Raw genomic sequence first — 20,665 nt, 5'->3', positions numbered from 1 at the left:
TCGTCACTGCTCTGCATAACAACAAAAAGCAGAGCAAATGACAGACCCAACCTCCCCTAAACTCTTGCTGCCAGCACTTGATACAGCATCAAATGCCGGTAACTCCGCCGAAACACTTACCCAAGATGGCTACAAAGCCGTGGGACGTTATTACTCCCAGTACAGCTGGAAACAGTTGACCAAAGCAGAAGCTTCAGAGCTCTTCGCAGCAGACCTGAACATCTTTGTGGTTTATGAAGACAGCAATAATGCTCCGTCCTTTTTCTCACCCGAAATTGGAATTCAACAGGCGTTACGAGCACTTTATCAAGCAGATGCCGTCATCCATCAGCCAAGGCAAACCGGCATCTATTTTGCTGTCGATTATGATGCATCAAGCTATGACTACACCCATTACATCAGGCCTTATCTGAGAGCGATCAACGATGTTTTTGCTTCCTTTGGCTATCCCTACCATGTGGGCATTTATGGCAATGGTCTCGTCTGTTCCTGTGCCAAAGGTGATGGTCTTGCCAACCTGACATGGCTTTCTCAGTCAACCGGTTACTATGACTATCAGGAATATAAACAATCTGGTGACTGGAACATTCTTCAGGGTCCTTACGTGACAATTGCCGGCACTCAGTACGATCAGGACACACTCAATCTGAACCGAGGCTCTTATGGTGGCTTTGGAAGCTTTGCACCTCCCTCCTGCTCCAAATGAGGGATAAACCTTCCATTGGTTCATCCTTCCAAACCCAGCGTATAACTTCGCTAACCATTGGAACTGGTAGGCTCTCACGGCTTTTCTCTCATGTTCGTCATCACTCTGCATAACAATAAGAAGCAGAGAAGCAATGACTGACGATAAAGGCATCAAGACCGAACCTGCCGTTGATACAGCTGAAGGTGTGGAAGTGCTGGCGAGTGCGATCGCCAAAAAAGGGTATAAGGCCGTTGGGCGTTACTACTCTTTTTCCAAGTGGAAGCAATTGCAGCCGACTGAGGCCCAGCAGCTAATTGCTGCGGGCCTTTCCATCATCACTGTTTATGAGGACAGCAATGACAAGCCATCCTCCTTTACGAGTGCTGCAGGAACACAGCAGGCTCAACAGGCGCTGCATCTGGCACAGGATGTAATCAGGCAGCCCAAAGGCTCTGGCATCTACTTTGCCGTTGACTATGACGCGTCCTATTACGACTACGTGCACTACATCACGCCCTACTTCAAGGAAATCCAGTCAGTCTTTGAAAAGGCTGGAAACCCTTACAAGATTGGCGTCTATGGAAATGGATTGGTTGCTGCCAATGCCTTGCAAGACGGGCTAGTTGACCTGACTTGGCTGAGCCAGTCACAAGGTTTCCGCGACTACAAAAAGTTCCGTGATTCCAGAAAATGGAACATCCTGCAAGGACCGGCTGTGAAAATTTCAGGAACTGAGTTTGATAGTGATACGCTCAATCTGACAAACGGCGATTTTGGCGGATTTACGCATCTTACACCGAAGGATGTCAGCTGAATTCTGGCTCATGAAGTGCCAATCAAGCAAACCCTGCGCAATCGTTTGGGACTGCGCAGGGTTTTATTTTTTTAAGCAGAAACGCCGAATTTGGCTTTTGCTTCCAAACGGCGTTTGTGCAGCACTGGTTCGGTGTAACCGCTCGGCTGGACGCGGCCCTTGAACACCAGATCGCAAGCGGCTTGAAAGGCGACGGAGTTGTCGAAGTCTGGTGCCATGTTGTGGTAGGCCGGATCGCCTGCGTTCTGTTCATCCACCACAGCGGCCATACGCTTCATGATCTCCATCACCTGTTCTTTTGAGCAGACACTGTGATGCAGCCAGTTGGCGATGTGCTGAGAAGAGATGCGGCAGGTGGCGCGGTCTTCCATCAATGCCACATTATGAATGTCCAGCACCTTGGAACAACCTGTGCCATGTTCTACCCAGCGGACAACGTAACCAAGGATGCCTTGTGCGTTGTTTTCAACTTCTGACCTGATGTCTTCCGGTGTCCAGTTTGGATTGGTCGCAACCGGAATGGACAGGATGTCATCCAGCTTGGCTGGCTCGCGGCTTGCCAGTTCTTCCTGAACGGCTGGCACACAGACCTGATGGTAATGCATGGCATGCAAAGTTGCTGCGGTTGGAGATGGAACCCAAGCGGTGTTGGCACCCGCTTTTGGATGCCCAATCTTCTGCTCCAGCATAGCGTGCATAAGATCCGGCATGGCCCACATGCCTTTACCGATTTGTGCATGCTCTCTCAGACCGCAGGCAAGTCCGGTATCCACGTTGTGGTTCTCATAAGCGTTGATCCATGCTGCTTGCTTCATGTCCGCCTTGCGGATCATCGGGCCAGCTTCCATGGAGGTATGGATTTCATCACCAGTGCGATCAAGGAAGCCGGTGTTGATGAAGCAGACACGGGCTTTGGCTGCACGAATGCACTCTTTGAGGTTGACCGTGGTGCGGCGTTCCTCATCCATGATGCCCATTTTCAAGGTGTTGCGCGGCAATTCCAGAACATCTTCAACACGGCCAAACAGCTCGTTTGCGAAGGTGACTTCTTCCGGGCCATGCATCTTTGGCTTCACGATATAAACCGAACCAGACACAGAGTTCATGTTGCGGGCTGTTGCACCTTTGCGCAGGCCAATGTCATGCACTGCACAAAGGGCTGTCACCATGGCATCCATGATGCCTTCGAAGACTTCATTGCCATCCTGATCAAGGATTGCCGGATTGGTCATCAGGTGTCCGACGTTGCGCACCAGCATCAGGGAGCGCCCTTTCAGAGCCAGTGCATCGCCCTGTGCATCCGTATAGTGGCGGTCTGCATTCAAAGTACGGGTGAAGGTTTTGCCACCCTTGGCGACTTCTTCCTTCAGATCACCATTCATCAGGCCCAGCCAGTTGCGGTAGGCCAGTGCTTTGTCTTCCCCATCCACGGCAGCAACAGAGTCTTCGCAGTCCATGATGGTGGAGATGGCAGATTCCAAAATGATGTCGCTGATGTCAGCTTTGTCCGCAGCGCCAATCGGGCTGGTGCTGTCAAACAGAACATCAAAGTGCAGGCCGTTTTTCTGCAGCAGGATAGAGGTTGGCGCGTCCTTTTCGCCCGCATAGCCAACAAATCCGAGAGGGTCCTGAAGGCCAGCCATCTCTTCGTTTTCAAGGGTCAGCGCTAGAGAGCCGCCCATAATGGCAAATTCTTTGACATCAGCCCAACTGCCTTCATCCAGAGGCAGAGCTTCATCCAGTTTTTTGCGTGCGTAGGCGATCACTTCTGCGCCGCGCTTCTCATCGTATCCGCCTGCTTGTGGGGTGGTCCCCATAGCATCGGTTCCGTAGAGCGCATCATACAGGGAGCCCCAGCGCGCATTGGCAGCATTTAGGGCGTAGCGCGCATTCATGACTGGTACGACGAGCTGAGGGCCAGCGATCTCTGCGATTTCTGGATCTACGTTGTCCGTCTCAACTTCAAAGCTGTCCCCTTCTGGCAGGAGGTAGCCAAGCTCTTTGAGGAATGCCTTGTAGCTCTCAAGATCAATGGTGCCGGGATTGGCTTTGTGCCAGTCGTCGATCTTGGTCTGGATGTCTTCACGGATTTGAAGCAGCTCGCGGTTCTTCGGTGTCAGATCCTTGATGATCTGCGAAAAGCCCTCCCAGAACTGTTCGGATGACACTCCGGTTCCCGGAAGCGCTTCGTTTTCGATGAAGTTATGGAGCTCCGGTGAAACCTGTAGTGATGCAACACTTACTCTTTGCGACATGGGTCCCCCTCGTATTGTCATTTTTTAGCAGGATATGCCGTCACTTCCTGCCGCTGAGTTTTTCAAACCAAACCCTTGCAAATTCAATCTCAAGTTTCAATGCATCAATTCGTTTCCGGCTCTTTCAAAACACAGGTGATTGAATGGCAAGCTTTGGTCACGCGGTCTAATGCTTTGATTTTGGGTGGATTTGCGTGCATTTCAAGACGGCATGCCAAGCAAAACGGCATACTTGATGAAACCTCTACAGCCCTTGCGGAAATTCACCTTGCATTTGATTGGGGGACGGTGAAGGGTGACAGCTCTTTTTCAGCGGTGCCTCCTGCCCGCTCACCGACGGACTTTTTACATGCCTTTTCTCGCCCCGCTGTACAGCAGGCCTATGCTGCTTTTGGTGTTAACCACACTCATGTGGAGCGGCAACGCCGTGGCGAGCCAGCTGGCTGTGGGGCATGTTTCGCCTATGGTGATCGTGTTCTTGCGGTGGGGGATTGTGGCTGCGCTCATGAGCCTGATTGCCTGGCGGGATCTTGTCGCCTCCTGGGAGGACATCCGCCCTCACCTGATCAGCATCGCTTTGATGGCCGCGTTCGGATTCTCCGGCTTCAATGGCCTGTTTTATCTGGCAGCTCACAACACCACGGCGGTGAACATGGGCATCTTGCAGGGCTCCATTCCGATGATCGTCGTGATTGGGGCTTACTTTCTGTTTGGCGCAAGGGTGACGCTTATCCAGTTCATCGGCATTTTGCTGACGTTGCTTGGGGTTTTTGTTGTGGCCAGTCAGGGCAGCCTTCAGGTTCTGCTCAACTTGCACATCAACCCGGGTGATGCGCTGATGCTTGTTGCAGCAGTGTTTTATGCTGGATACACGCTGGCTTTGAGAAACCGCCCCAAGGTCCCTGCACTCGCCTTTTTTGCGGTGATGGCCTTTGTGGCGTCGCTTGTGTCACTACCGATGCTGGCGGTTGAGTACAGTCAGGAGACGTTGGTCTGGCCTTCTCTGCAAGGCTGGTTGGTTATTTTATACATCTCTCTTTGCCCATCGTTCCTTGCCCAAATTTTTTATATGCGCGGGGTGGAACTGATTGGTCCTAACCGGGCTGGTGTTTTTGTCAATCTGGTTCCGGTGTTTGCATCGGTGATGGCAATTGTGCTGCTTGGGGAACTGTTTGCGTTTTATCACGGCGCTGCTCTGGCGCTGGTGCTGGGTGGCATCTGGATTGCAGAAAAATTTGCCTGGGAGAAGCGGGCCAACAAGGCGAAAGCCTGATCCTTTTGCAACAGACAGGTGCATTACTCACAGACTTCAAAGTCTACCATTTCAGTAGACTTTGTTTTTGTGCTAAGTAACGCGAAAGTGTTGTTGTGTCGTGTTCAGCCAACTGTCAGCCAAACATGCGCGCCTCGTAACTATAAGTTTCAGCGTATCCATTTCGGAAATCCAATTCCACTTTCCGGATATGCGCAGTCGTAGATCCAGAGGTTTTGCAGGCAGTGTCCACCGGTCTATCGCCCTCAGATATTCCCACTTTCGAAACAGCGGGCATTCCCGCACGTTTTGCAGGCCTCATTAAGGCTGCTCTACCTGAAGGTGGTGAGCTGGTTGCTGCGCGGGCAATCACCGCGCCCGCACCGCACGTGGTGGCTGCAGAGCTGCGGGAATTTTCCGGTTTTGACAGCAACTTCGGTCTGGTTGCAAAGCGCATGATCGACTACATCAAGGAAGATCGCGGCGCACCGACGACAAAGATTGCAGCAAGTCTTGCCCTGAAGACAATTTGCCAGATCCTGCTCAACCGGATTTCGGTCAGTTACCTGCTGAGTGGCCGTGCACCCCGCATTGATGAACTGCGGTTTGTCCTGCATGGCAAGGCCCCCTGGGTGGAGATATTCTTTGACCCTCGCCTTTCGGAAGAGGATTTCGAGCTTAATCCGGATCAGGGTCCTGCGGAGCTGTTCGCGCTTTCCATTTGCTTTGAGGAAATCATTCAGGTCTTCCACCGGGAGCTTGGGCGGCGGAAAGTGGCGCCTTCGGTGTTTTATTCCACCGTGGCTGTTTCCATCATATCGCCGTTTCTTGTCTTGCGACGTCATGGTGCAAAACCATCAGATGTGGCGAGCCTGATGCGTGCCTATCTTGCGAGCCTTGGGAAGAAGATCAATGGCGGGATTGTCTGGCGTCAGCGTCAGCAGGAGGGGTTGACGGAGTATGCCCCGCGGCGCAAAGCGTGCTGCCTGAAGTATGTTCTGCCATCCAAACCGCATTTGTGCTCCACCTGCTCGCGAAGCACCGAGACAACCTTCTTTGATGAAGTTGATGGGCCTGCTGGCGGCCATTCCTTGCCGGATGGCCGCTGACCTGTGGCTTATTTGGTTGCGGTTTGCTTGCCGATGTCCGGCAGGGTCACGATACGGTTTCCACGCAGATCACTGGCACAGATGATGAAGCCCTGCTCTTCCATATGGGTGAGCAGCCAACGGGCTCTGCCCGGTGAGCGGGTACCATACGCTTTTGCAATGTCCAGATCTGCCGGGCACGGCTCATCTGCAAAGGCAGCTTTGGCCAGCAGAAGATAGACGCCGCGCATTTCTTCTGGCAGCTGTCCGGCAATCACTTCTGCTTGCTGCCAATCGCCTTCTTCGACTTCTTTTTTATCGACACCAGCACGGGCCACAGAAAGAAACTTACGGAACTTGGCAAGATCCTGAGACTTCAACCGATCAATGCGGCAGCGGACTTGAAAATCCTGATAGAGCTGTGAGACCGGTGCGAAGGCAGCTTCAGGGTCTTCAAGGATCTTGGCGATGATCTCCTGATACTGCTGGTTCTTCTCTTCCAGATTGAAGAGGTCCTCCGGCTCGGCTTCAACAACTTCCTTATGCTGTGCCTGCATGTTGCTGGCAGCTGTTTGTGACAGCTGCAGCATAACGTCTTTTGCAGAAGGCGCCGCCACGCGGTTGTTGTGTAACACCGGATCATTGTCCGTTGCTGTGAAGATCAGTTCAGCCGCTGTTTCAACTGGCTGGTTCGGCATTGGCATCAGCTTTGGCGAGCCGCCTCGGCTGCCCGTGACAACCTCGCCAATGACCACCTTTTGGGGTCGGCGGGTCATTGCCGGGCCGAGGGAGATGAACTGTCCGCGTTCAAGGTTACGGAACTGTTCTGCCTGACGCCGGTCCATGCCGAGCAAGTCGGAGGCGCGGGCCATGTCAATATCGAGGAAGGTACGGCCCATCAGGAAGTTGGAGGCTTCCGCAGCCACGTTCTTGGCAAGCTTTGCCAGACGCTGGGTTGCGATGATGCCTGCCAGACCACGCTTACGACCACGACACATGAGGTTGGTCATGGCCATCAGGGAAAGACGGCGAGCTTCTTCGCCGTAATCACCAGATGCGGAAGGGGCAAACAGCTGAGCTTCATCCACGACAACCAAAACCGGATACCAGTACTGGCGGTCAGAATCGAACAGGCCGTTCAGGAAGGCGGCAGCGGCTTTGAGCTGCTTGTCCGGTTCCAGATGTTCTAGGTTAAGAATGACGGAAATGCGGTGCTGGCGCACGCGGGCGGCGATCATGGTGAGTTCGCGATCATTCATGGTCGCCTCAATCACCACATGCCCAAACTCATCTGCCAGCGAGACAAAGTCGCCTTCCGGGTCAATCACCACCTGTTGCACCCATGGTGCGCTTTGCTCCATCAGGCGGCGTAGCAGGTGCGATTTGCCCGAGCCGGAGTTTCCCTGCACGAGTAGTCGCGTTGCAAGCAATTCTTCAAGATCGACAACAGAGGAGGTGCCATTAGGTTTGACACCCATTTCGATGCTGACCGTCATTCAAAATCTCTTGTTGCGCCTCGCAAGAGGCAGGTGATTGACCGGGTATCGGCAATAAACGTTTTTTAAAGTGCGCTGCGGTTCGCTTCTCAGATTTTGACGCTGGCAAGAACCAACGCCTACAAACCCGAAAATGGCATCGACTGCTGCTTGGGAAGTCAGCGCAAAAATCTCCGATTCTAGGGAAAATTGCAAAGCAGCTGTTTCGCTTTCGCGTTCTTTCCCACAGAGCCCAAAGGGTCCTTCAAATCAGAGCAGCTTCTTTTGGGAAGCCGAGAGAGGCAATGCCACATCTGGGCGAGACTGGCAATTGGATATGCCCGATTTCCAAGGGCATGACCTTCAGAATTGAGAATTGCCCAGTAAATGACCAGATTGCAACTTAGTTACAGTTGAGTTTACGAGCTTGGACCTGCATTATGGAAGAGGGTATATATTGGATTAATTGGGGGATTGTCCGCGGATGAGGGAAGAAACCTACGCAGAACGAGTGGTTGACGGCGTCATCCACGTTGTGGGCATTGCGTTTGGAGCTGCTGCGACAACAGCCTTTGTTATGGTCTTGTGGGCAGCGGATGATTACGCCCGGCAAATCAGCATCTACATATATGCGGGTACGCTGTTGGCCATGCTTGTCTGCTCTGCGACCTACAATATTTTGCAGAAAGATAACAAGATTGGCATCCTGCGCCGTCTGGACCATTCTGCAATCTATTTCCTTATTGCCGGTACCTACACTCCCCTATGCCTGATGGTTCTTGGCGGGTGGCTTGGGATTTCCATGCTCGTTGGGATCTGGATTTGTGCGGTGGCAGGTGCGGCCATCAAGATCTTGCACATTACTTCTATGGATAAGCTGGCTGTGCCTATTTATCTGGCGATGGGCTGGGTGAGTTTCTTTGCAATCGTTCCTATTTACAATGAGTTATCCCTGGCAGGCTTCACGCTGCTTGCCACCGGCGGTGGCCTCTATACGGTTGGCACCCTGTTTTACATCTGGAAGAACCTGCCATTCCAAAACGCGATCTGGCACGGTTTTGTGTTGTCAGCAGCGGTCTGTCATTTCGCGATGATCATGGTAGATGTGGCCTTGCCCGGCTTGGCCTGACCCACTCGCTCAAGACCGAGGATGGGGACAGCAGTCCCCTTCCCCAAATCGCCTGGTATCAGACACTGCCCTCAGTCTCAACGACCAGCACACGCGCCTCACCATGAGGCTGTGCAATATGTTCAGTGCCGATTGAAGCATAGAAAATATCGCCTGTGTTCAATAGAGCGATGAGTTCCTTACCGTTTTGGCGATACTTCATCTCGACGCATCCAGACAGTACGACAAACACTTCCTCCCCCTCATTCACATGCCACTTGTAGGGTTGATCCGTCCAATGCAGCCGTGTGGTAATGCCATTCATGTTGGCAATCTGCTGTGCACCCCAGGCTTTGTCTGCCGTAAAGTCAGAGCTTCTGATCACTGTCGCCATTGCGCTGTTCCCTCGTAAAACCATCCAGAAATATCGGCTGATCCTATTGATTTTAAGGGTTTAATATTTAACAGTGTAGTTTCAAATTCCGCCAATGTGACCTAGCTTTGTGCCAATGGCCGTGGGCTTTGCGTAGATCCCTTTTGCTTTTCACATTTGGTTTTTCTCATAGCATTTTTCATTTTCGGAGTTCTTCATGACAGATACTGCTTCCAACCTGGTTCCGGTTTTTGACGGCCATAACGATACGCTGCTCTCGTTGGAGCGTCGGTCGAATACTCCCAAGGAACGCAGTTTTTTTGAGGAGGCTGGTCACGATCACATCGATCTTCCACGCGCCCGCAAAGGCGGTTTTGCTGGTGGTCTGTTTGCCATGTTTACCCCTTCTGTCAGAGCAAAGCCGAAAGAAGGTAAAGAGGTTGACTTCAAAAGTCCCGAACACTTCAAAGGCGTGCCGCAACAGGAGGCGCTGGATTATACTCTGAAGCTTCTTGATATTGCAGAGGACCTTGAAGCCAAGGGGAATGGTGAGGTGAAGATCTGCCGTTCAACTGCTGCAATCAAGGAGGCAATGGCGGCTGAGCAACTGGCGATGATGCTGCATGTTGAAGGCGCCGAATGCATCGATAAGGACTTTGAAGCGCTAGAGCTGCTGTATAATCGCGGTTTGCGCTCTATCGGTCCTGTTTGGAGCCGTGAAACTATCTTCGGATATGGCGTGCCGATGGAGTTTGAGCATAGCCCAGACATTGGTCCGGGTCTTACTGATGTTGGTAAAGAGTTGGTGCGCCAGTGTAATCACCGTAAGATCCAGCTGGACGTGTCTCACTTGAATGAGAAAGGCTTTTGGGATCTGGCCAAGATCACCGACAAGCCGATCGTGGCGAGCCATTCCAACGTGTTCAAGATCTGTCCGATGAGCCGGAACCTGACAGATAAGCAACTTGATGCGATTGCTGAATCCAAAGGACTGGTGGGTATCAACTTTGCGGTCTTCTTCCTGCGTCCTGATGGTCAGCTGAACTCTGACATGCCTTTAGACGTTATCTTGCGCCATGCGGACTATCTGATCAACAAACTGGGTGAAGATGGTGTTGCGCTTGGGTCAGACTATGATGGCTGTCTGGTTGCCAACGACATCAAGGATGTGGCTGGTTTGCCAAACCTGATCGAAGCCTTCCGCAAAGCAGACTTTGGTGAGGACCTGATCGCCAAGATCGCGCATAAGAACTGGATCAGCGTTTTGGAGCGAGCGGGGATTTAATTCCCCTTCCCTTCCGCGAAGATGTGAAAAATGGGTTGGCATGTCAGTCAAACAGGCCAGCCCGTGAGCGGCTTTAGCTCCTTGAGCACAAAGTTGCTTTCCATAGCTTTAATGCCGGGAAGGCGCCGTAGGATGTTCATTGAGAATTCGGCATACGCATCAAGATCTTCGCAAACCACTTGCAGCACGAAATCAACTCCCCCTCCGACTGAGTAGCAGGCAATGACCTGCTCAAGCTTCAGCACAGCCTTTTCAAACTCCACGGCCTGTTCTGCATTGTGCGCGTCAATCTGGATCATCACGACAACGAACACACCAAGGCCCAGAGTTTTTCGATCCAGACGAGCGGCGTAATTACTGATCACCCCTTCCTGCTCTAACCGTCTGACGCGCCGCCAGCATGGCGAGGTGGACATACCCACCTTTTCGGCAAGCTCAGTATTTGAAAGGCGTCCCTCCTTCTGCAAAACCTGAAGGATTTTCCTATCTGCGGCATCCAGTTGAACAGCTTTCTTTTGTTGCCCGCTACTTTCAAGAGACATTTTGCACTCCCATTGGTAGAGCATACCTAACTTTGGCTATTTTCAGGTAGCACCTACCTATATATAGCTCATTCTAGGGTAAGATAGATCAACTTTCTCTTCTGCGTCCAGATATTGTCCCCATAAAGGAGACAAGGATGCTTACTAATCAAATCAAGAAACAACCACTTCGAGGTGAACAGGATTTGCGGCTTGCTATTGTAGCGGACCCGGATTTACCTGCGGGTCTGCTCGCAAATACGGTCGGAGCCATATCAATTGGGATTGGAACAGAAAACGCCGGGCTGGCCGGAGTAACTTTAACGGACCGTGAGGGTGTATCCTTCAAGTGCAGTGCGGATCGTCCTGTCCCTATCCTGCAGGCCAATGTCGATCAAATGCAGAACTTACTGACGAAGTCCTCCGCACACCTTGACGAAATTACTCTGGTTGTTTTTCCCGCCTTTGCCAGATCAATCCATTCTTTCGCTGAGTATGACGCGCTGGTGCCCAAGCAGGCTCTGAAAACAGAGAAGATAGAAGGGATAGGGATTTGTGGTCCAAGCAAACTGGTGCGCTCACTTGTGGGAGCGCTCAAGCTGTTAAGATAGTTTGAGTGCAAACGATGCTGTGTACTTTGACAGTGAACCTCTCACGCCTCATGCAAAAACCCCGGCGCGTTGCACCGGGGTTTTCAATTTTAAAAGCTTTGATCGCTTAGCTTCAAGCTGGCTTCAAGGCAGCAGCTTCGAGCAGTTCTTTGGTGTAGTCTTCTTTCGGGTTGGAGAAGATTTCTTCTGCCAGTCCCTTTTCAACCACTTCGCCTTTCTGCATCACCATCACAGTATCGGACATGGCGCGAACCACGGCCAGATCGTGAGAGATGAAGAGATAGGTCAGGCCATGCTCTTTTTGCAGGTTGCGTAGAAGCTCAACCACCTGCTTTTGCACGGTACGGTCCAACGCGGAGGTTGGCTCATCCAGCACAACAAGCTTTGGATTGAGGATCATGGTGCGTGCAATCGCGATACGCTGACGCTGTCCACCAGAGAACTCGTGTGGGTAGCGGTTACGCATGGCCGGGTCCATGGACACTTCTTCAAGCGCCTGGATAGCCCGCAGATCACGTTCCTTGGCTGAAAGCTGAGGCTCATGCACCAACAGACCTTCGGTGATGATCTGGCCCACGGTCATACGCGGGGACAGAGACCCGAACGGATCCTGGAAGATGAGCTGCATTTCTTTACGAAGCGGCTGCATCTTCTTTTTGGCTGCACCGGTGATGTCGTTTCCGAGGTAAACAACACGGCCACCTGCTGTTGGCAGAAGCTGAAGCACAGCACGGCCCAGAGTGGATTTACCAGAACCGGACTCGCCTACGATGCCGAGTGTCTGGCCTTCACGCACTTCCATGGAAATGTCGTTTACAGCGCGCAGTACGTGGTTTGGTTTGAGGAAACCAGTTTCGGTTTCAAACTCAACGCGCACGTCCTTTGCATCCAGAACAATCGGGTTGCTATCAGGCACAACGGCTTTAGAACCGGTTGGCTCTGCATCCAGCAGCATCTTGGTGTAGTCGTGCTGAGGATTACCAAAGATTTCTTTGGTGTTGCCCTCTTCAACAACTTCACCGGACTTCATCACATACACACGGTCGGAGATGCGCTCAACGATACCCAGATCGTGGGTGATGAACACAACGGCCATGCCGAGGCGTTTTTGAAGATCTGCCATCAGCTCAAGAATCTGAGCCTGAGTGGTCACGTCCAACGCAGTGGTTGGCTCATCCGCGATCAGGATATCCGGATCGTTTGCGAGCGCCATCGCGATCATGACACGCTGGCGCTGACCGCCAGACATCTCATAGGGGAACGCCTTCACTTTACGTGCAGGCTCAGGAATACCCACGAGTTCCAGAAGCTCTACAGCGCGCTTTTTCGCTGTTGCCCAGGTGTATTCGCCGTGCTCAACCATTGGCTCACAGAGCTGCCGCTCAATGGAGTAGAGCGGATCCAGAGAAGTCATCGGCTCCTGGAAAATCATGGTCACTTTCGCACCACGGATCTTGTTGAGCTGACGAATGGAAGACCCAAGGATGTTCGTGCCGCGGTAACGGACTTCACCATGGGTGATGCCGTTGCCTGCCAGAAGCCCCATGGCTGCCATCATGGTCTGGGATTTACCAGAGCCAGACTCGCCTACAATCGCAACAGTCTCGCCGGAGTCCACATGGATGTTCACGCCTTTTACTGCGTGAACCATGCCGGTGTTGGTTTCGAAATCAACTTTAAGAGTGTCGATCTCAAGAACAGTGTTTTCGTTAATCTTGCTCATTCTGTCCTCTTATCGATCCTTAGGGTCCAGCGCATCGCGCAGACCGTCGCCGATGAAGTTCAGCGCGAACAATGTGGAGGTGAGGAAGATTGCCGGGAACACCAGCATCCATGCTGCACCTTGCAGGTTACGCGCACCTTCGGAGATCAACACACCCCAAGAGGTCATTGGCTCCTGAACACCAAGGCCTAAGAAGGACAGGAAGCTTTCCAACAGGATCACTTTTGGTACCAGCAGGGTCATGTAGATCACAACCGGACCAAGGGTGTTTGGAATGATGTGACGCTTCAGAATACCGCCACCTTCAACACCCATAGCTTCCGCAGCCTGTACGTATTCCTGGCGTTTGATGGACAAGGTCTGACCACGCACAATACGCGCCATATCCAGCCATTCCACGGCGCCCACGGCAATAAACATCAGGACGAAGTTACGGCCAAAGAACACAACAAGCATGATCACGAAGAAGATGAATGGCAGTGAGTAGAGGATATCTACAACACGCATCATCACCAGATCGACCCTGCCACCGAAGTAACCGGAGGCAGCTCCCCAGAACACACCGATGCTGATTGCAACGAAGGTTGCCAGCAGACCGATGGTCAAGGAAACACGACCTGCAATCAGTGTACGGGTGAGCATGTCACGGCCGTTTGCATCCGTACCGAAGTAGAAGTGCATGTACTGAATGTCAGCAGTTACAGTCGCGCTCTTTTTATCTGAAGAAATGTTGCTGATTGCAGCACTCTCAAACAGATCAGAACGATCGAAGTAACGCGCATAACGCTCATCCAGTTTACGACGGGATGTTACTGTTGCAGTCACCTTGCCATCGTTCAGCTCGTAGCTGTCGACGGTCATACGAGCACGCTTTGCAATTTTTGCAAAGGCTGGCTGGATCTCATCCTGCTTCGGATAAGCTTCCAGGCTCGCAGGCTGCTTCACGTAATCGCGATAAACTTGATCGTATGGGTGCGGCGTCAGCATTGGCCCGACGACGGACAGCAGTGTGATCACTGCCAGCACGATCAGAGAGGTCACTGCTGCTTTGTTTGCGAGAAGACGATCACGGGCGTCATCCCACAGCGAGCGGCCCATTTTCGGGGCTTCTTTCAGCTGGTCGGAGGTAACACTCATAAATTCGAGTCCTCAGTCAAAACGCACACGAGGATCAAGCATTGCATAGAGCAGATCCACGATGAGGTTGAAGATAATGACGAAACAAGCGACGACTACGACAGTACCCATTACGAGTGTGTAGTCACGGTTCAGAGCGCCTTGTACGAAGTAGCGGCCAATACCCGGGATACCGAAGATGGTTTCGATAACAACGGAACCGGTCAGCAATGCAGCAGCTGCAGGGCCGAGGTAGGACACAACCGGCAGGATGGCACCACGCAGAGCGTGAATGACAACGACGGTGTATCCAGACAGGCCATAAGCGCGTGCTGTGCGGACATGGTTGGAACGCAGTGCTTCAATCATTGAACCACGGGTCAAACGGGCAACAACTGCAATCTGCGGAAGAGCCAGCGTTACGACAGGCAGAACCATGTTGACGAAGGCGCCACCGCCCCAGCCCCCGACAGGGAGCCAACCAAAATGCACACCCAGTATGAGTGTCAGAATTGGAGCCACAACAAAGTTCGGGATGGTCACCCCGAGTGTCGCAACGGCCATCACAGAGTAGTCGACGCCTTTATTCTGGCGCAGCGCTGCGATAACCCCCAAAAACCCACCAACAGCCAGGGCAAGAGCCAGTGCAGAAAGACCGAGCTGCATGGAGATTGGAAGACTTTGGGCGAAAAGTTCATTGATCGAGAAATCTCGGAAGAAGAAACTTGGACCAAAATCACCGGACAATACGCTCTTGAGATAAATGAGGTACTGCTCCCAAAGAGATTTGTCCAAATTGTAGATCTTGTTCAGATTCTCCATAACCTTTGCTTCCAATGGACGTTCCAGATCGAACGGACCACCTGGCGCTACGCGCATAAGGAAGAAGGAAATCGTAATGATCAAGAACAAGGTCGGTATCGCGCTGAGCAATCTGCTCAGGACATAGCGTAACATGGGCCTTGCTTCTCCAGTTGTTTATCGTTTTTTTTACCGATAGTTCACAAAAATGCCAGCCATGAGCTATCCTGCATGACTGGCATTTTCTGTCGCGTTAAAGATTACTTGTTAATCTTGACGAAGCGGCTTGGATGCACGTCCAACAGGTTGGTTTCGAAACCGGAAACCTTATCAGAAACGAGGTTTTTGGAGCCGTAGTACATCAAAGGCAGGAATGGCAGATCACGCATGAAGATCGTTTCTGCTTTCTTCAGGATCGCTGCACGCTTTTCTAGGTCAACAGTTACAGCTGCTTCATCCATGAGTGCATCGTACTCAGGGTTTTCATAGCGAGCGTAGTTGAAGCCTGTGTTGTCGCTTTCAGTCATGAACAGGAAGTTCTGCGGGTCGGAGTAGTCACCGATCCAGCCTGCACGAGCAACATCGAAATCACCACGGTCACGCAGGTGTGCGTAGTGGGTCTTGGTGTCAGTGTTCAACATGGACACTTCAACGCCAAGAGGCTTCCACATGTCTGCAATTGCAACAGCAGTGTTCTTGTGGTTCTCAGAGGTGTTGTAACGGATTTCAACCTTCAGAGGGTTGCTCTGGTTGTAACCTTTAGCTTCAAGAATCTTCTTAGCTTCTTCCTCACGATCGAGCAGGTCAGTTTCTGCCCAAGGAGCGTAAGCTGGTTCGCCGTAGTTGTCGATTCCAGGAGGCACGAGGGAGTATGCAGCAACCATGGTGCCGCCCCAAATGTCTTCGGCAAGGAATTCACGGTCGATCGCCATGGACAGAGCCTGACGAATATCAGGGTCTTTCATAGCTTCAGATTCATGGTTCAGCGCGTAGTAGTAGTTGCCGAGATATGGCGCGACTTTAAACTGATTGCCCAAAGTGCCACGAATGAAGTCAATCTGCTCCAATGGAGCATCATTGTTGGTGTCCAGTTCGCCAGCTTGGAAGCGGCGAAGAGCTGCACCACGGTCTTCAGTCGGGTAGAACTTAACTGAATCCAGAGCAACGTTTGCTGCGTCATGGAAGTATGGGTTCTTAACTGCGGTCACAGCATCGTTTGGTACGAAGCTGGACAGTACAAATGCGCCGTTGGTTACGATGTTAGCTGGCTTTACAAAGTCAGTACCGAACTTTTCAACGGATGCAGGGTGTACCGGAAGACCGGACTGGTGCGCAAGAAGCTGGATGAAGTAAGGAGTTGGAGCATGCAGCTTGATTTCAAGGGTCTTGTCATCAATTGCTTTAACGCCGAGCTTCTCACCTTCCATGTCGCCTTTGTTAACGGCTTCAGAATTCAGGATAGGGTAGAGAACGTTTGCGTATTTCGCACCTGTCATTGGGTTCATGATGCGGCGCAGGGAATAAACGAAGTCACCAGCCAGAACCGGATCGCCATTTGACCACTTTGCGTCGTCGCGCATCTTGAATGTGTATGTCAGACCATCGTCAGAAACAGTCCAGCTTGCGGCCGCGCCGGGGATGATTTCACCCTTCGCGTTGTAAGCAACAAGACCCTCATAAAGATCACGCAGGATGTGAGCTTCATAAGTTGTAGATGTCTTATGCTGGTCAAGTGTTTCTGGGTCAGCGGAATTACCACGGTTGTATACGGTTTCAGCCGCGGCAGATAGCGAAGTAGCAGCAATAAGGGCTGCAGCTAGCGCTGACATACGAATGGACTTGATCATGCAGATCTCCCCTCTCCTCAAGTTACATTCCGCCAGATTTGGAGACTGGCAGTTCGCAGCAACATTTCACTGTTGCGTTATTATAGCAAGTGTCGGAGGATCAAAATTTCCTCGTAATCGGAGATTATTTTAATCTCTTATTTACATTATGAACGATTACGGAAGCATTATTTCCAATATAGACTAAATTTGGAACAATTATTTCAAATTACGTCACTGAATCTTTTGCAATCGCGTCACTATGACGCCCAGCATTTGTGCTCCCCGTTTTTTCACAGGGGCGGCAAAAAACTTTAACCTTCGCTCTTTTGTGGTAGAGCACTACCAGTAAATCTACCCCTAGCGTTGAAATACGCTGTTTTGGGAATCTGGAAAGACAAGCTTAATGGCGCCACCGCTTCTTCATGTGCGAGACATACACCTTAACTTTGGAACGACCCCTCTTCTGACTGGTACAGAGCTACAAGTCGGGGAAGGCGAGCGGATCTGCTTAGTTGGTCGAAACGGGTCTGGCAAGTCGACACTGCTGAAAATCGCTGCGGGATTAACAGAGCCGGATAAGGGCGAGTATTTTTTGCAGCCGGGGCGGACGATCCGGTACTTGCCTCAGGAGCCGGATCTTTCGGGGTATGCGACAGTGCTTGCCTATGCTGAAGGTGGGCTGGCTCCTGGTGATGATCAATATCGGGCCAAATACCTATTAGAAATCCTAGGCTTAACCGGTGAGGAAGATCCGGATACGCTTTCGGGCGGGGAAGCCAAGCGCGCGGCGATTGCGCGGGCTTTGGCGCCGGAGCCGGATATTTTGTTGCTGGACGAACCGACCAACCATCTGGACCTTCCGGTGATTGAGTGGCTGGAATCTGAGCTTAAGCAGATGAAGTCTGCCATTGTTCTGATCTCGCATGACCGTCGTTTTTTAGAGAACCTGTCCCGCGTAACCTACTGGATCGACAGGGGTATTTCCCGCCGTATGGACCAGGGTTTTGCCAAGTTTGAAGAGTGGCGGGACAAGGTTTTTGAAGAGGAAGAAAAAGAGCAAGCCCGGCTGAATGAGAAGATCCGGCAGGAAGAGCATTGGATGGTTTATGGCGTGACTGCGCGTCGTAAGCGGAATATGCGGCGGGTGCGGGAGCTGGCTGACCTGCGTCAGAAGCGCAAGGAGCATAAAGGACCGCAGGGCAGCGTGAAGATGGCTGCCACTGAGGGGGATATCTCCGGCAAGCTTGTTTCTGAGGCCAAGCACATCGGCAAGACCTACGAAGAGCGCGCGATTGTCAAGGATTTCTCCACCCGCATTTTGCGTGGGGACCGGATTGGCTTTGTGGGACCGAACGGGGCTGGCAAGACCACCTTGCTGAAGATGCTCACTGGCGAGCTTGCACCGGATGCGGGCACGATCCGCCTTGGCGCCAACTTGCAGATGATCACGCTGGACCAGAAGCGCGAGAAGCTGGACCCCAATGACACGCTCGTCAATGCCATGACGGGTGGCAGTGGGGACATGGTTATTCTGGGTGACACTTCCAAGCATGTCATGAGTTATCTCAAGGACTTCCTGTTTAAGCCGGAACAAGCGCGCACCCCTGTGCGTGTGCTTTCGGGCGGGGAACGGGGACGTTTGCTGCTGGCGCGTGCGCTGGCTGCGCCTTCCAATCTGATGGTGCTTGATGAGCCGACCAACGATCTGGACCTTGAAACGCTGGACCTGCTGCAAGAGCTGATTTCTGATTATCCCGGCACCGTCCTGCTGGTGAGCCATGATCGTGACTTCCTTGACCGCATCTGCACCAGCATCATCACCATGGAAGATGAGAGCGGCAATTGGGGTGAGTATGCTGGCGGGTACACCGACATGGTGCGCCAGCGCGGTGAAGGCGTGCAGGCGCGTAAAGTTGCCAAGGCGGACAAGGCTTCCAGTGCTGCGAAGGAGGATAAGTCCTCTACTGCTGCACCGAAGAAGGAGACCAAGAAGTCCGGCCTCAACTTTACTCAGCAGCACCGCCTGAAGGACATTCCGGGGGAGATTGAAAAACTGGAAGCGAAAATCACTAAGGGCCAGAAGGAGTTAGAGGATCCGAACCTGTTCAGCTCCAATCCGGACCGTTTTCACAAAGTGATGACCGCTGTTGGGAAGCTGCACGAGGACCTTGCTGCGCTTGAAGAAGAATGGCTGGAGCTGGAGATGCTTGCTGATGAGGGCTAAGCGCCTCATATCTCTATGATTTTAAGAAAGGCTTCGGAGGTTTCCGGAGCCTTTTTTGTTTGCGTTGTTTTGTGCGTTCATTTGCGTTGTTTGGGAGAAACCAGCGTTTTTTATGAATCTGGTCGCGTGGTAGCACTGGTGCTCAGAGGCTGGCTTATCCCCCTGCCCGCAGTGTTATTCATCATGCTCTATCATGTGGGTGCCGTGGGTGATGGCGCTGCTGGCGCGGATAGCGGCGGCGATGAAGACGACTTCGGCGAGCTCTTCATCTGTTGCACCGCAGACCTTGGCGTTCTCGCGATGGATCTCGATACAGTATGGGCATTGAGTGGTGAGTGCGGCGGCCAGTGAAATGAGCTGCTTGTTCTTTTTGGAGATCACGCCGTCGGACATGGCCTCTGCATTGAAGGCGATGAACATCTTCCAGGTTTTACCGGTTGCCAAAGAACTGAACTTCTTCAGCTTGCGCATATTGTCCATGGAGAACATTGGCATGGGCGACCTTCCGGTTGGCTCAGGTTTTTCCGGGCAATTAAAACAGGCTGCGCTTAATAACCACCAATGAAACCCGTTCAGCTTTAATCAGGATCAGACGGGTCGCTTTCATTCTTTATTTTGGAAAAAAGCCGCAGGCGCTATTTTTATAAAGGGCTGCGGGCGCCATTTTAGAAAACGCCGCAGGTGCGGTTTTGCAGCTATCGCGCACGTCAGTCCTTCTTTTTCGGCTGTCTGTATTTGAGGAATTTGCCGACGATGATGGCGGTGAGCACCACCATGTAGAACTGGCCAGCCAGCCCAACAATGATTGCGGCCTTTCGGGCGATGGGTGTCAGTGGAACGATGTCGCCGTAGCCGATTGTCATCAGCGTGATGAAGGCGGCATACATGAGGGCTTCTTCCTGCGAATGAGTCTCTACATTTTCTATGGGCAGGCCTTTAAAGGAGCCCGGGTGCACGTGCTCTATAAGTATAAAGAGAAAGAACGAGACCATGCCGATTGAAATGTAGCCGCTGAGCACGCCCAGCACCACGCGGTAGTTTTCTTCAAACGTCCTGAGCATCTCATCAATCAGCACAACGGCCACCACAGCATGGAAGGCAAAGAAGATCACAATTTGCGGGACCAGCGGGTCGATTGTCGGAAAGATTGGCGTGTCAAGAAACGACAGGATCAGCGAGCAGGCAAGCAACACGGCGACCAACCTAAAAAACTGCCTCCTTTTTAACGTGATGAGCATGCCGGTTGCGATGTTGAAGCTATAAAACGCGTTGAAAACAGGCGTGTCCAGTGTTTGGCCCGGCAAGATCAAAGCGCCGAACATGAGCATCATCTGACTGAAGAGAAACACCTCAATCCGATAATCAAACAGGCTCTTTAGAGATTGCGACCGCACCGGGACCCCAGTTTTCTTTGTTATTTTGCGCTAATTTTCGCAAAAGAAGGCTAAAGAATGGGAAATCTGGCGGGTGGGTTAGCCCTTGAAATTTGGGAGTGTGCCAGC

The 20,665-nt window shown here is 52.1% G+C and carries 18 protein-coding genes; 8 read left to right on the top strand and 10 right to left on the bottom strand.

Annotated features, from left to right (window positions below):
* Nucleotides 1–37: 37 nt before the first annotated feature.
* Nucleotides 38–706 (top strand): DUF1906 domain-containing protein, encoded by a 669-nt coding sequence (locus tag PsAD13_RS12145; protein WP_063318332.1) that lies wholly within the window; start codon nt 38–40, stop codon nt 704–706.
* A 133-nt stretch (nt 707–839) separates the two neighbouring features.
* The gene (locus PsAD13_RS12140; protein WP_063318331.1) at nt 840–1,502 is read left to right on the top strand and encodes a DUF1906 domain-containing protein; all 663 of its coding nucleotides are present in this window, start codon (nt 840–842) and stop codon (nt 1,500–1,502) included.
* A 71-nt stretch (nt 1,503–1,573) separates the two neighbouring features.
* Here the strand turns inward: PsAD13_RS12140 and PsAD13_RS12135 are convergent, their stop codons facing one another.
* Nucleotides 1,574–3,757, bottom strand: coding sequence for a malate synthase G (locus PsAD13_RS12135; protein WP_063318330.1), 2,184 nt, complete (start codon nt 3,755–3,757; stop codon nt 1,574–1,576).
* Between the two features lie 382 nt (nt 3,758–4,139).
* On the opposite strand from PsAD13_RS12135, the gene PsAD13_RS12130 reads away from it, so the two are divergent.
* Both PsAD13_RS12130 and PsAD13_RS12125 read left to right on the top strand, forming a co-directional pair.
* The gene (locus PsAD13_RS12130; protein WP_063318329.1) at nt 4,140–5,030 is read left to right on the top strand and encodes a DMT family transporter; all 891 of its coding nucleotides are present in this window, start codon (nt 4,140–4,142) and stop codon (nt 5,028–5,030) included.
* A 224-nt stretch (nt 5,031–5,254) separates the two neighbouring features.
* Nucleotides 5,255–6,118 (top strand): hypothetical protein, encoded by an 864-nt coding sequence (locus PsAD13_RS12125; RefSeq protein WP_063318328.1) that lies wholly within the window; start codon nt 5,255–5,257, stop codon nt 6,116–6,118.
* An 8-nt stretch (nt 6,119–6,126) separates the two neighbouring features.
* Here the strand turns inward: PsAD13_RS12125 and PsAD13_RS12120 are convergent, their stop codons facing one another.
* Nucleotides 6,127–7,593, bottom strand: coding sequence for an ATP-binding protein (locus tag PsAD13_RS12120; RefSeq protein WP_057462776.1), 1,467 nt, complete (start codon nt 7,591–7,593; stop codon nt 6,127–6,129).
* Nucleotides 7,594–8,056: 463 nt separating this feature from the next.
* Here PsAD13_RS12120 and PsAD13_RS12115 point away from each other — a divergent pair, with 463 nt between their 5' ends.
* The gene (locus tag PsAD13_RS12115; RefSeq protein ID WP_063305179.1) at nt 8,057–8,701 is read left to right on the top strand and encodes a hemolysin III family protein; all 645 of its coding nucleotides are present in this window, start codon (nt 8,057–8,059) and stop codon (nt 8,699–8,701) included.
* Nucleotides 8,702–8,759: 58 nt separating this feature from the next.
* On the opposite strand, the gene PsAD13_RS12110 is transcribed toward PsAD13_RS12115, so the two are convergent.
* Nucleotides 8,760–9,074: a cupin domain-containing protein gene (locus PsAD13_RS12110; protein WP_063318327.1), complete on the bottom strand. Its 315-nt coding sequence runs from the start codon at nt 9,072–9,074 to the stop codon at nt 8,760–8,762.
* A 196-nt stretch (nt 9,075–9,270) separates the two neighbouring features.
* On the opposite strand from PsAD13_RS12110, the gene PsAD13_RS12105 reads away from it, so the two are divergent.
* Nucleotides 9,271–10,338, top strand: coding sequence for a dipeptidase (locus PsAD13_RS12105; protein WP_063299187.1), 1,068 nt, complete (start codon nt 9,271–9,273; stop codon nt 10,336–10,338).
* A gap of 47 nt (nt 10,339–10,385) precedes the next feature.
* Here PsAD13_RS12105 and PsAD13_RS12100 read toward each other — a convergent pair whose 3' ends face one another.
* Complete coding sequence (locus tag PsAD13_RS12100) at nt 10,386–10,880, bottom strand: Lrp/AsnC family transcriptional regulator (RefSeq protein ID WP_057462781.1); 495 nt, start codon at nt 10,878–10,880, stop codon at nt 10,386–10,388.
* Nucleotides 10,881–11,017: 137 nt separating this feature from the next.
* On the opposite strand from PsAD13_RS12100, the gene PsAD13_RS12095 reads away from it, so the two are divergent.
* Nucleotides 11,018–11,470, top strand: coding sequence for a DUF2000 domain-containing protein (locus PsAD13_RS12095; protein ID WP_063305181.1), 453 nt, complete (start codon nt 11,018–11,020; stop codon nt 11,468–11,470).
* A 112-nt stretch (nt 11,471–11,582) separates the two neighbouring features.
* Here the strand turns inward: PsAD13_RS12095 and PsAD13_RS12090 are convergent, their stop codons facing one another.
* The 4 genes from PsAD13_RS12090 to PsAD13_RS12075 all read right to left on the bottom strand — a co-directional run bounded on the left by PsAD13_RS12090 (nt 11,583) and on the right by PsAD13_RS12075 (nt 16,957).
* Nucleotides 11,583–13,193 carry an ABC transporter ATP-binding protein gene (locus tag PsAD13_RS12090; protein WP_057462783.1) on the bottom strand — a complete coding sequence of 537 codons (1,611 nt, stop codon included), beginning with the start codon at nt 13,191–13,193 and terminating at the stop codon, nt 11,583–11,585.
* A gap of 9 nt (nt 13,194–13,202) precedes the next feature.
* Entirely contained in the window at nt 13,203–14,330 is a 1,128-nt protein-coding gene (locus PsAD13_RS12085; RefSeq protein WP_057462784.1) for an ABC transporter permease subunit, read from the bottom strand.
* Between the two features lie 12 nt (nt 14,331–14,342).
* Nucleotides 14,343–15,266 carry an oligopeptide ABC transporter permease OppB gene (gene oppB, locus PsAD13_RS12080; protein ID WP_057462785.1) on the bottom strand — a complete coding sequence of 308 codons (924 nt, stop codon included), beginning with the start codon at nt 15,264–15,266 and terminating at the stop codon, nt 14,343–14,345.
* Nucleotides 15,267–15,370: 104 nt separating this feature from the next.
* A complete protein-coding gene (locus PsAD13_RS12075; RefSeq protein WP_063318326.1) occupies nt 15,371–16,957 on the bottom strand; it encodes a peptide ABC transporter substrate-binding protein in 1,587 nt (528 codons plus the stop codon).
* Between the two features lie 385 nt (nt 16,958–17,342).
* Here PsAD13_RS12075 and PsAD13_RS12070 point away from each other — a divergent pair, with 385 nt between their 5' ends.
* A complete protein-coding gene (locus tag PsAD13_RS12070) occupies nt 17,343–19,163 on the top strand; it encodes an ABC-F family ATP-binding cassette domain-containing protein (RefSeq protein WP_193777047.1) in 1,821 nt (606 codons plus the stop codon).
* Between the two features lie 174 nt (nt 19,164–19,337).
* On the opposite strand, the gene PsAD13_RS12065 is transcribed toward PsAD13_RS12070, so the two are convergent.
* Nucleotides 19,338–19,658, bottom strand: coding sequence for a carboxymuconolactone decarboxylase family protein (locus PsAD13_RS12065; protein ID WP_057462788.1), 321 nt, complete (start codon nt 19,656–19,658; stop codon nt 19,338–19,340).
* A 212-nt stretch (nt 19,659–19,870) separates the two neighbouring features.
* A complete protein-coding gene (locus PsAD13_RS12060) occupies nt 19,871–20,485 on the bottom strand; it encodes a potassium channel family protein (RefSeq protein ID WP_208980986.1) in 615 nt (204 codons plus the stop codon).
* Between the last annotated feature and the right edge of the window lie 180 nt (nt 20,486–20,665).

The organism is Pseudovibrio sp. Ad13, from assembly GCF_001623225.1.
In the GTDB taxonomy this organism is placed as follows: domain Bacteria; phylum Pseudomonadota; class Alphaproteobacteria; order Rhizobiales; family Stappiaceae; genus Pseudovibrio.
Note: the sequence above shows the minus strand (reverse complement) of the source record. Positions and strands in the feature narration are given on the sequence as shown.

Bases quoted from the DNA above. Each gene is read 5' to 3' on its own strand.
- PsAD13_RS12145 (WP_063318332.1), top strand. From the start codon at position 38: ATGACAGACCCAACCTCCCCTAAACTCTTGCTGCCAGCACTTGATACA.
- PsAD13_RS12140 (WP_063318331.1), top strand. From the start codon at position 840: ATGACTGACGATAAAGGCATCAAGACCGAACCTGCCGTTGATACAGCT.
- PsAD13_RS12135 (WP_063318330.1), bottom strand. From the start codon at position 3,757: ATGTCGCAAAGAGTAAGTGTTGCATCACTACAGGTTTCACCGGAGCTC.
- PsAD13_RS12130 (WP_063318329.1), top strand. From the start codon at position 4,140: ATGCTGCTTTTGGTGTTAACCACACTCATGTGGAGCGGCAACGCCGTG.
- PsAD13_RS12120 (WP_057462776.1), bottom strand. From the start codon at position 7,593: ATGACGGTCAGCATCGAAATGGGTGTCAAACCTAATGGCACCTCCTCT.
- PsAD13_RS12115 (WP_063305179.1), top strand. From the start codon at position 8,057: ATGAGGGAAGAAACCTACGCAGAACGAGTGGTTGACGGCGTCATCCAC.
- PsAD13_RS12110 (WP_063318327.1), bottom strand. From the start codon at position 9,074: ATGGCGACAGTGATCAGAAGCTCTGACTTTACGGCAGACAAAGCCTGG.
- PsAD13_RS12105 (WP_063299187.1), top strand. From the start codon at position 9,271: ATGACAGATACTGCTTCCAACCTGGTTCCGGTTTTTGACGGCCATAAC.
- PsAD13_RS12100 (WP_057462781.1), bottom strand. From the start codon at position 10,880: ATGTCTCTTGAAAGTAGCGGGCAACAAAAGAAAGCTGTTCAACTGGAT.
- PsAD13_RS12095 (WP_063305181.1), top strand. From the start codon at position 11,018: ATGCTTACTAATCAAATCAAGAAACAACCACTTCGAGGTGAACAGGAT.
- PsAD13_RS12090 (WP_057462783.1), bottom strand. From the start codon at position 13,193: ATGAGCAAGATTAACGAAAACACTGTTCTTGAGATCGACACTCTTAAA.
- PsAD13_RS12085 (WP_057462784.1), bottom strand. From the start codon at position 14,330: ATGAGTGTTACCTCCGACCAGCTGAAAGAAGCCCCGAAAATGGGCCGC.
- oppB (WP_057462785.1), bottom strand. From the start codon at position 15,266: ATGTTACGCTATGTCCTGAGCAGATTGCTCAGCGCGATACCGACCTTG.
- PsAD13_RS12075 (WP_063318326.1), bottom strand. From the start codon at position 16,957: ATGATCAAGTCCATTCGTATGTCAGCGCTAGCTGCAGCCCTTATTGCT.
- PsAD13_RS12070 (WP_193777047.1), top strand. From the start codon at position 17,343: ATGGCGCCACCGCTTCTTCATGTGCGAGACATACACCTTAACTTTGGA.
- PsAD13_RS12065 (WP_057462788.1), bottom strand. From the start codon at position 19,658: ATGCCAATGTTCTCCATGGACAATATGCGCAAGCTGAAGAAGTTCAGT.
- PsAD13_RS12060 (WP_208980986.1), bottom strand. From the start codon at position 20,485: ATGTTCGGCGCTTTGATCTTGCCGGGCCAAACACTGGACACGCCTGTT.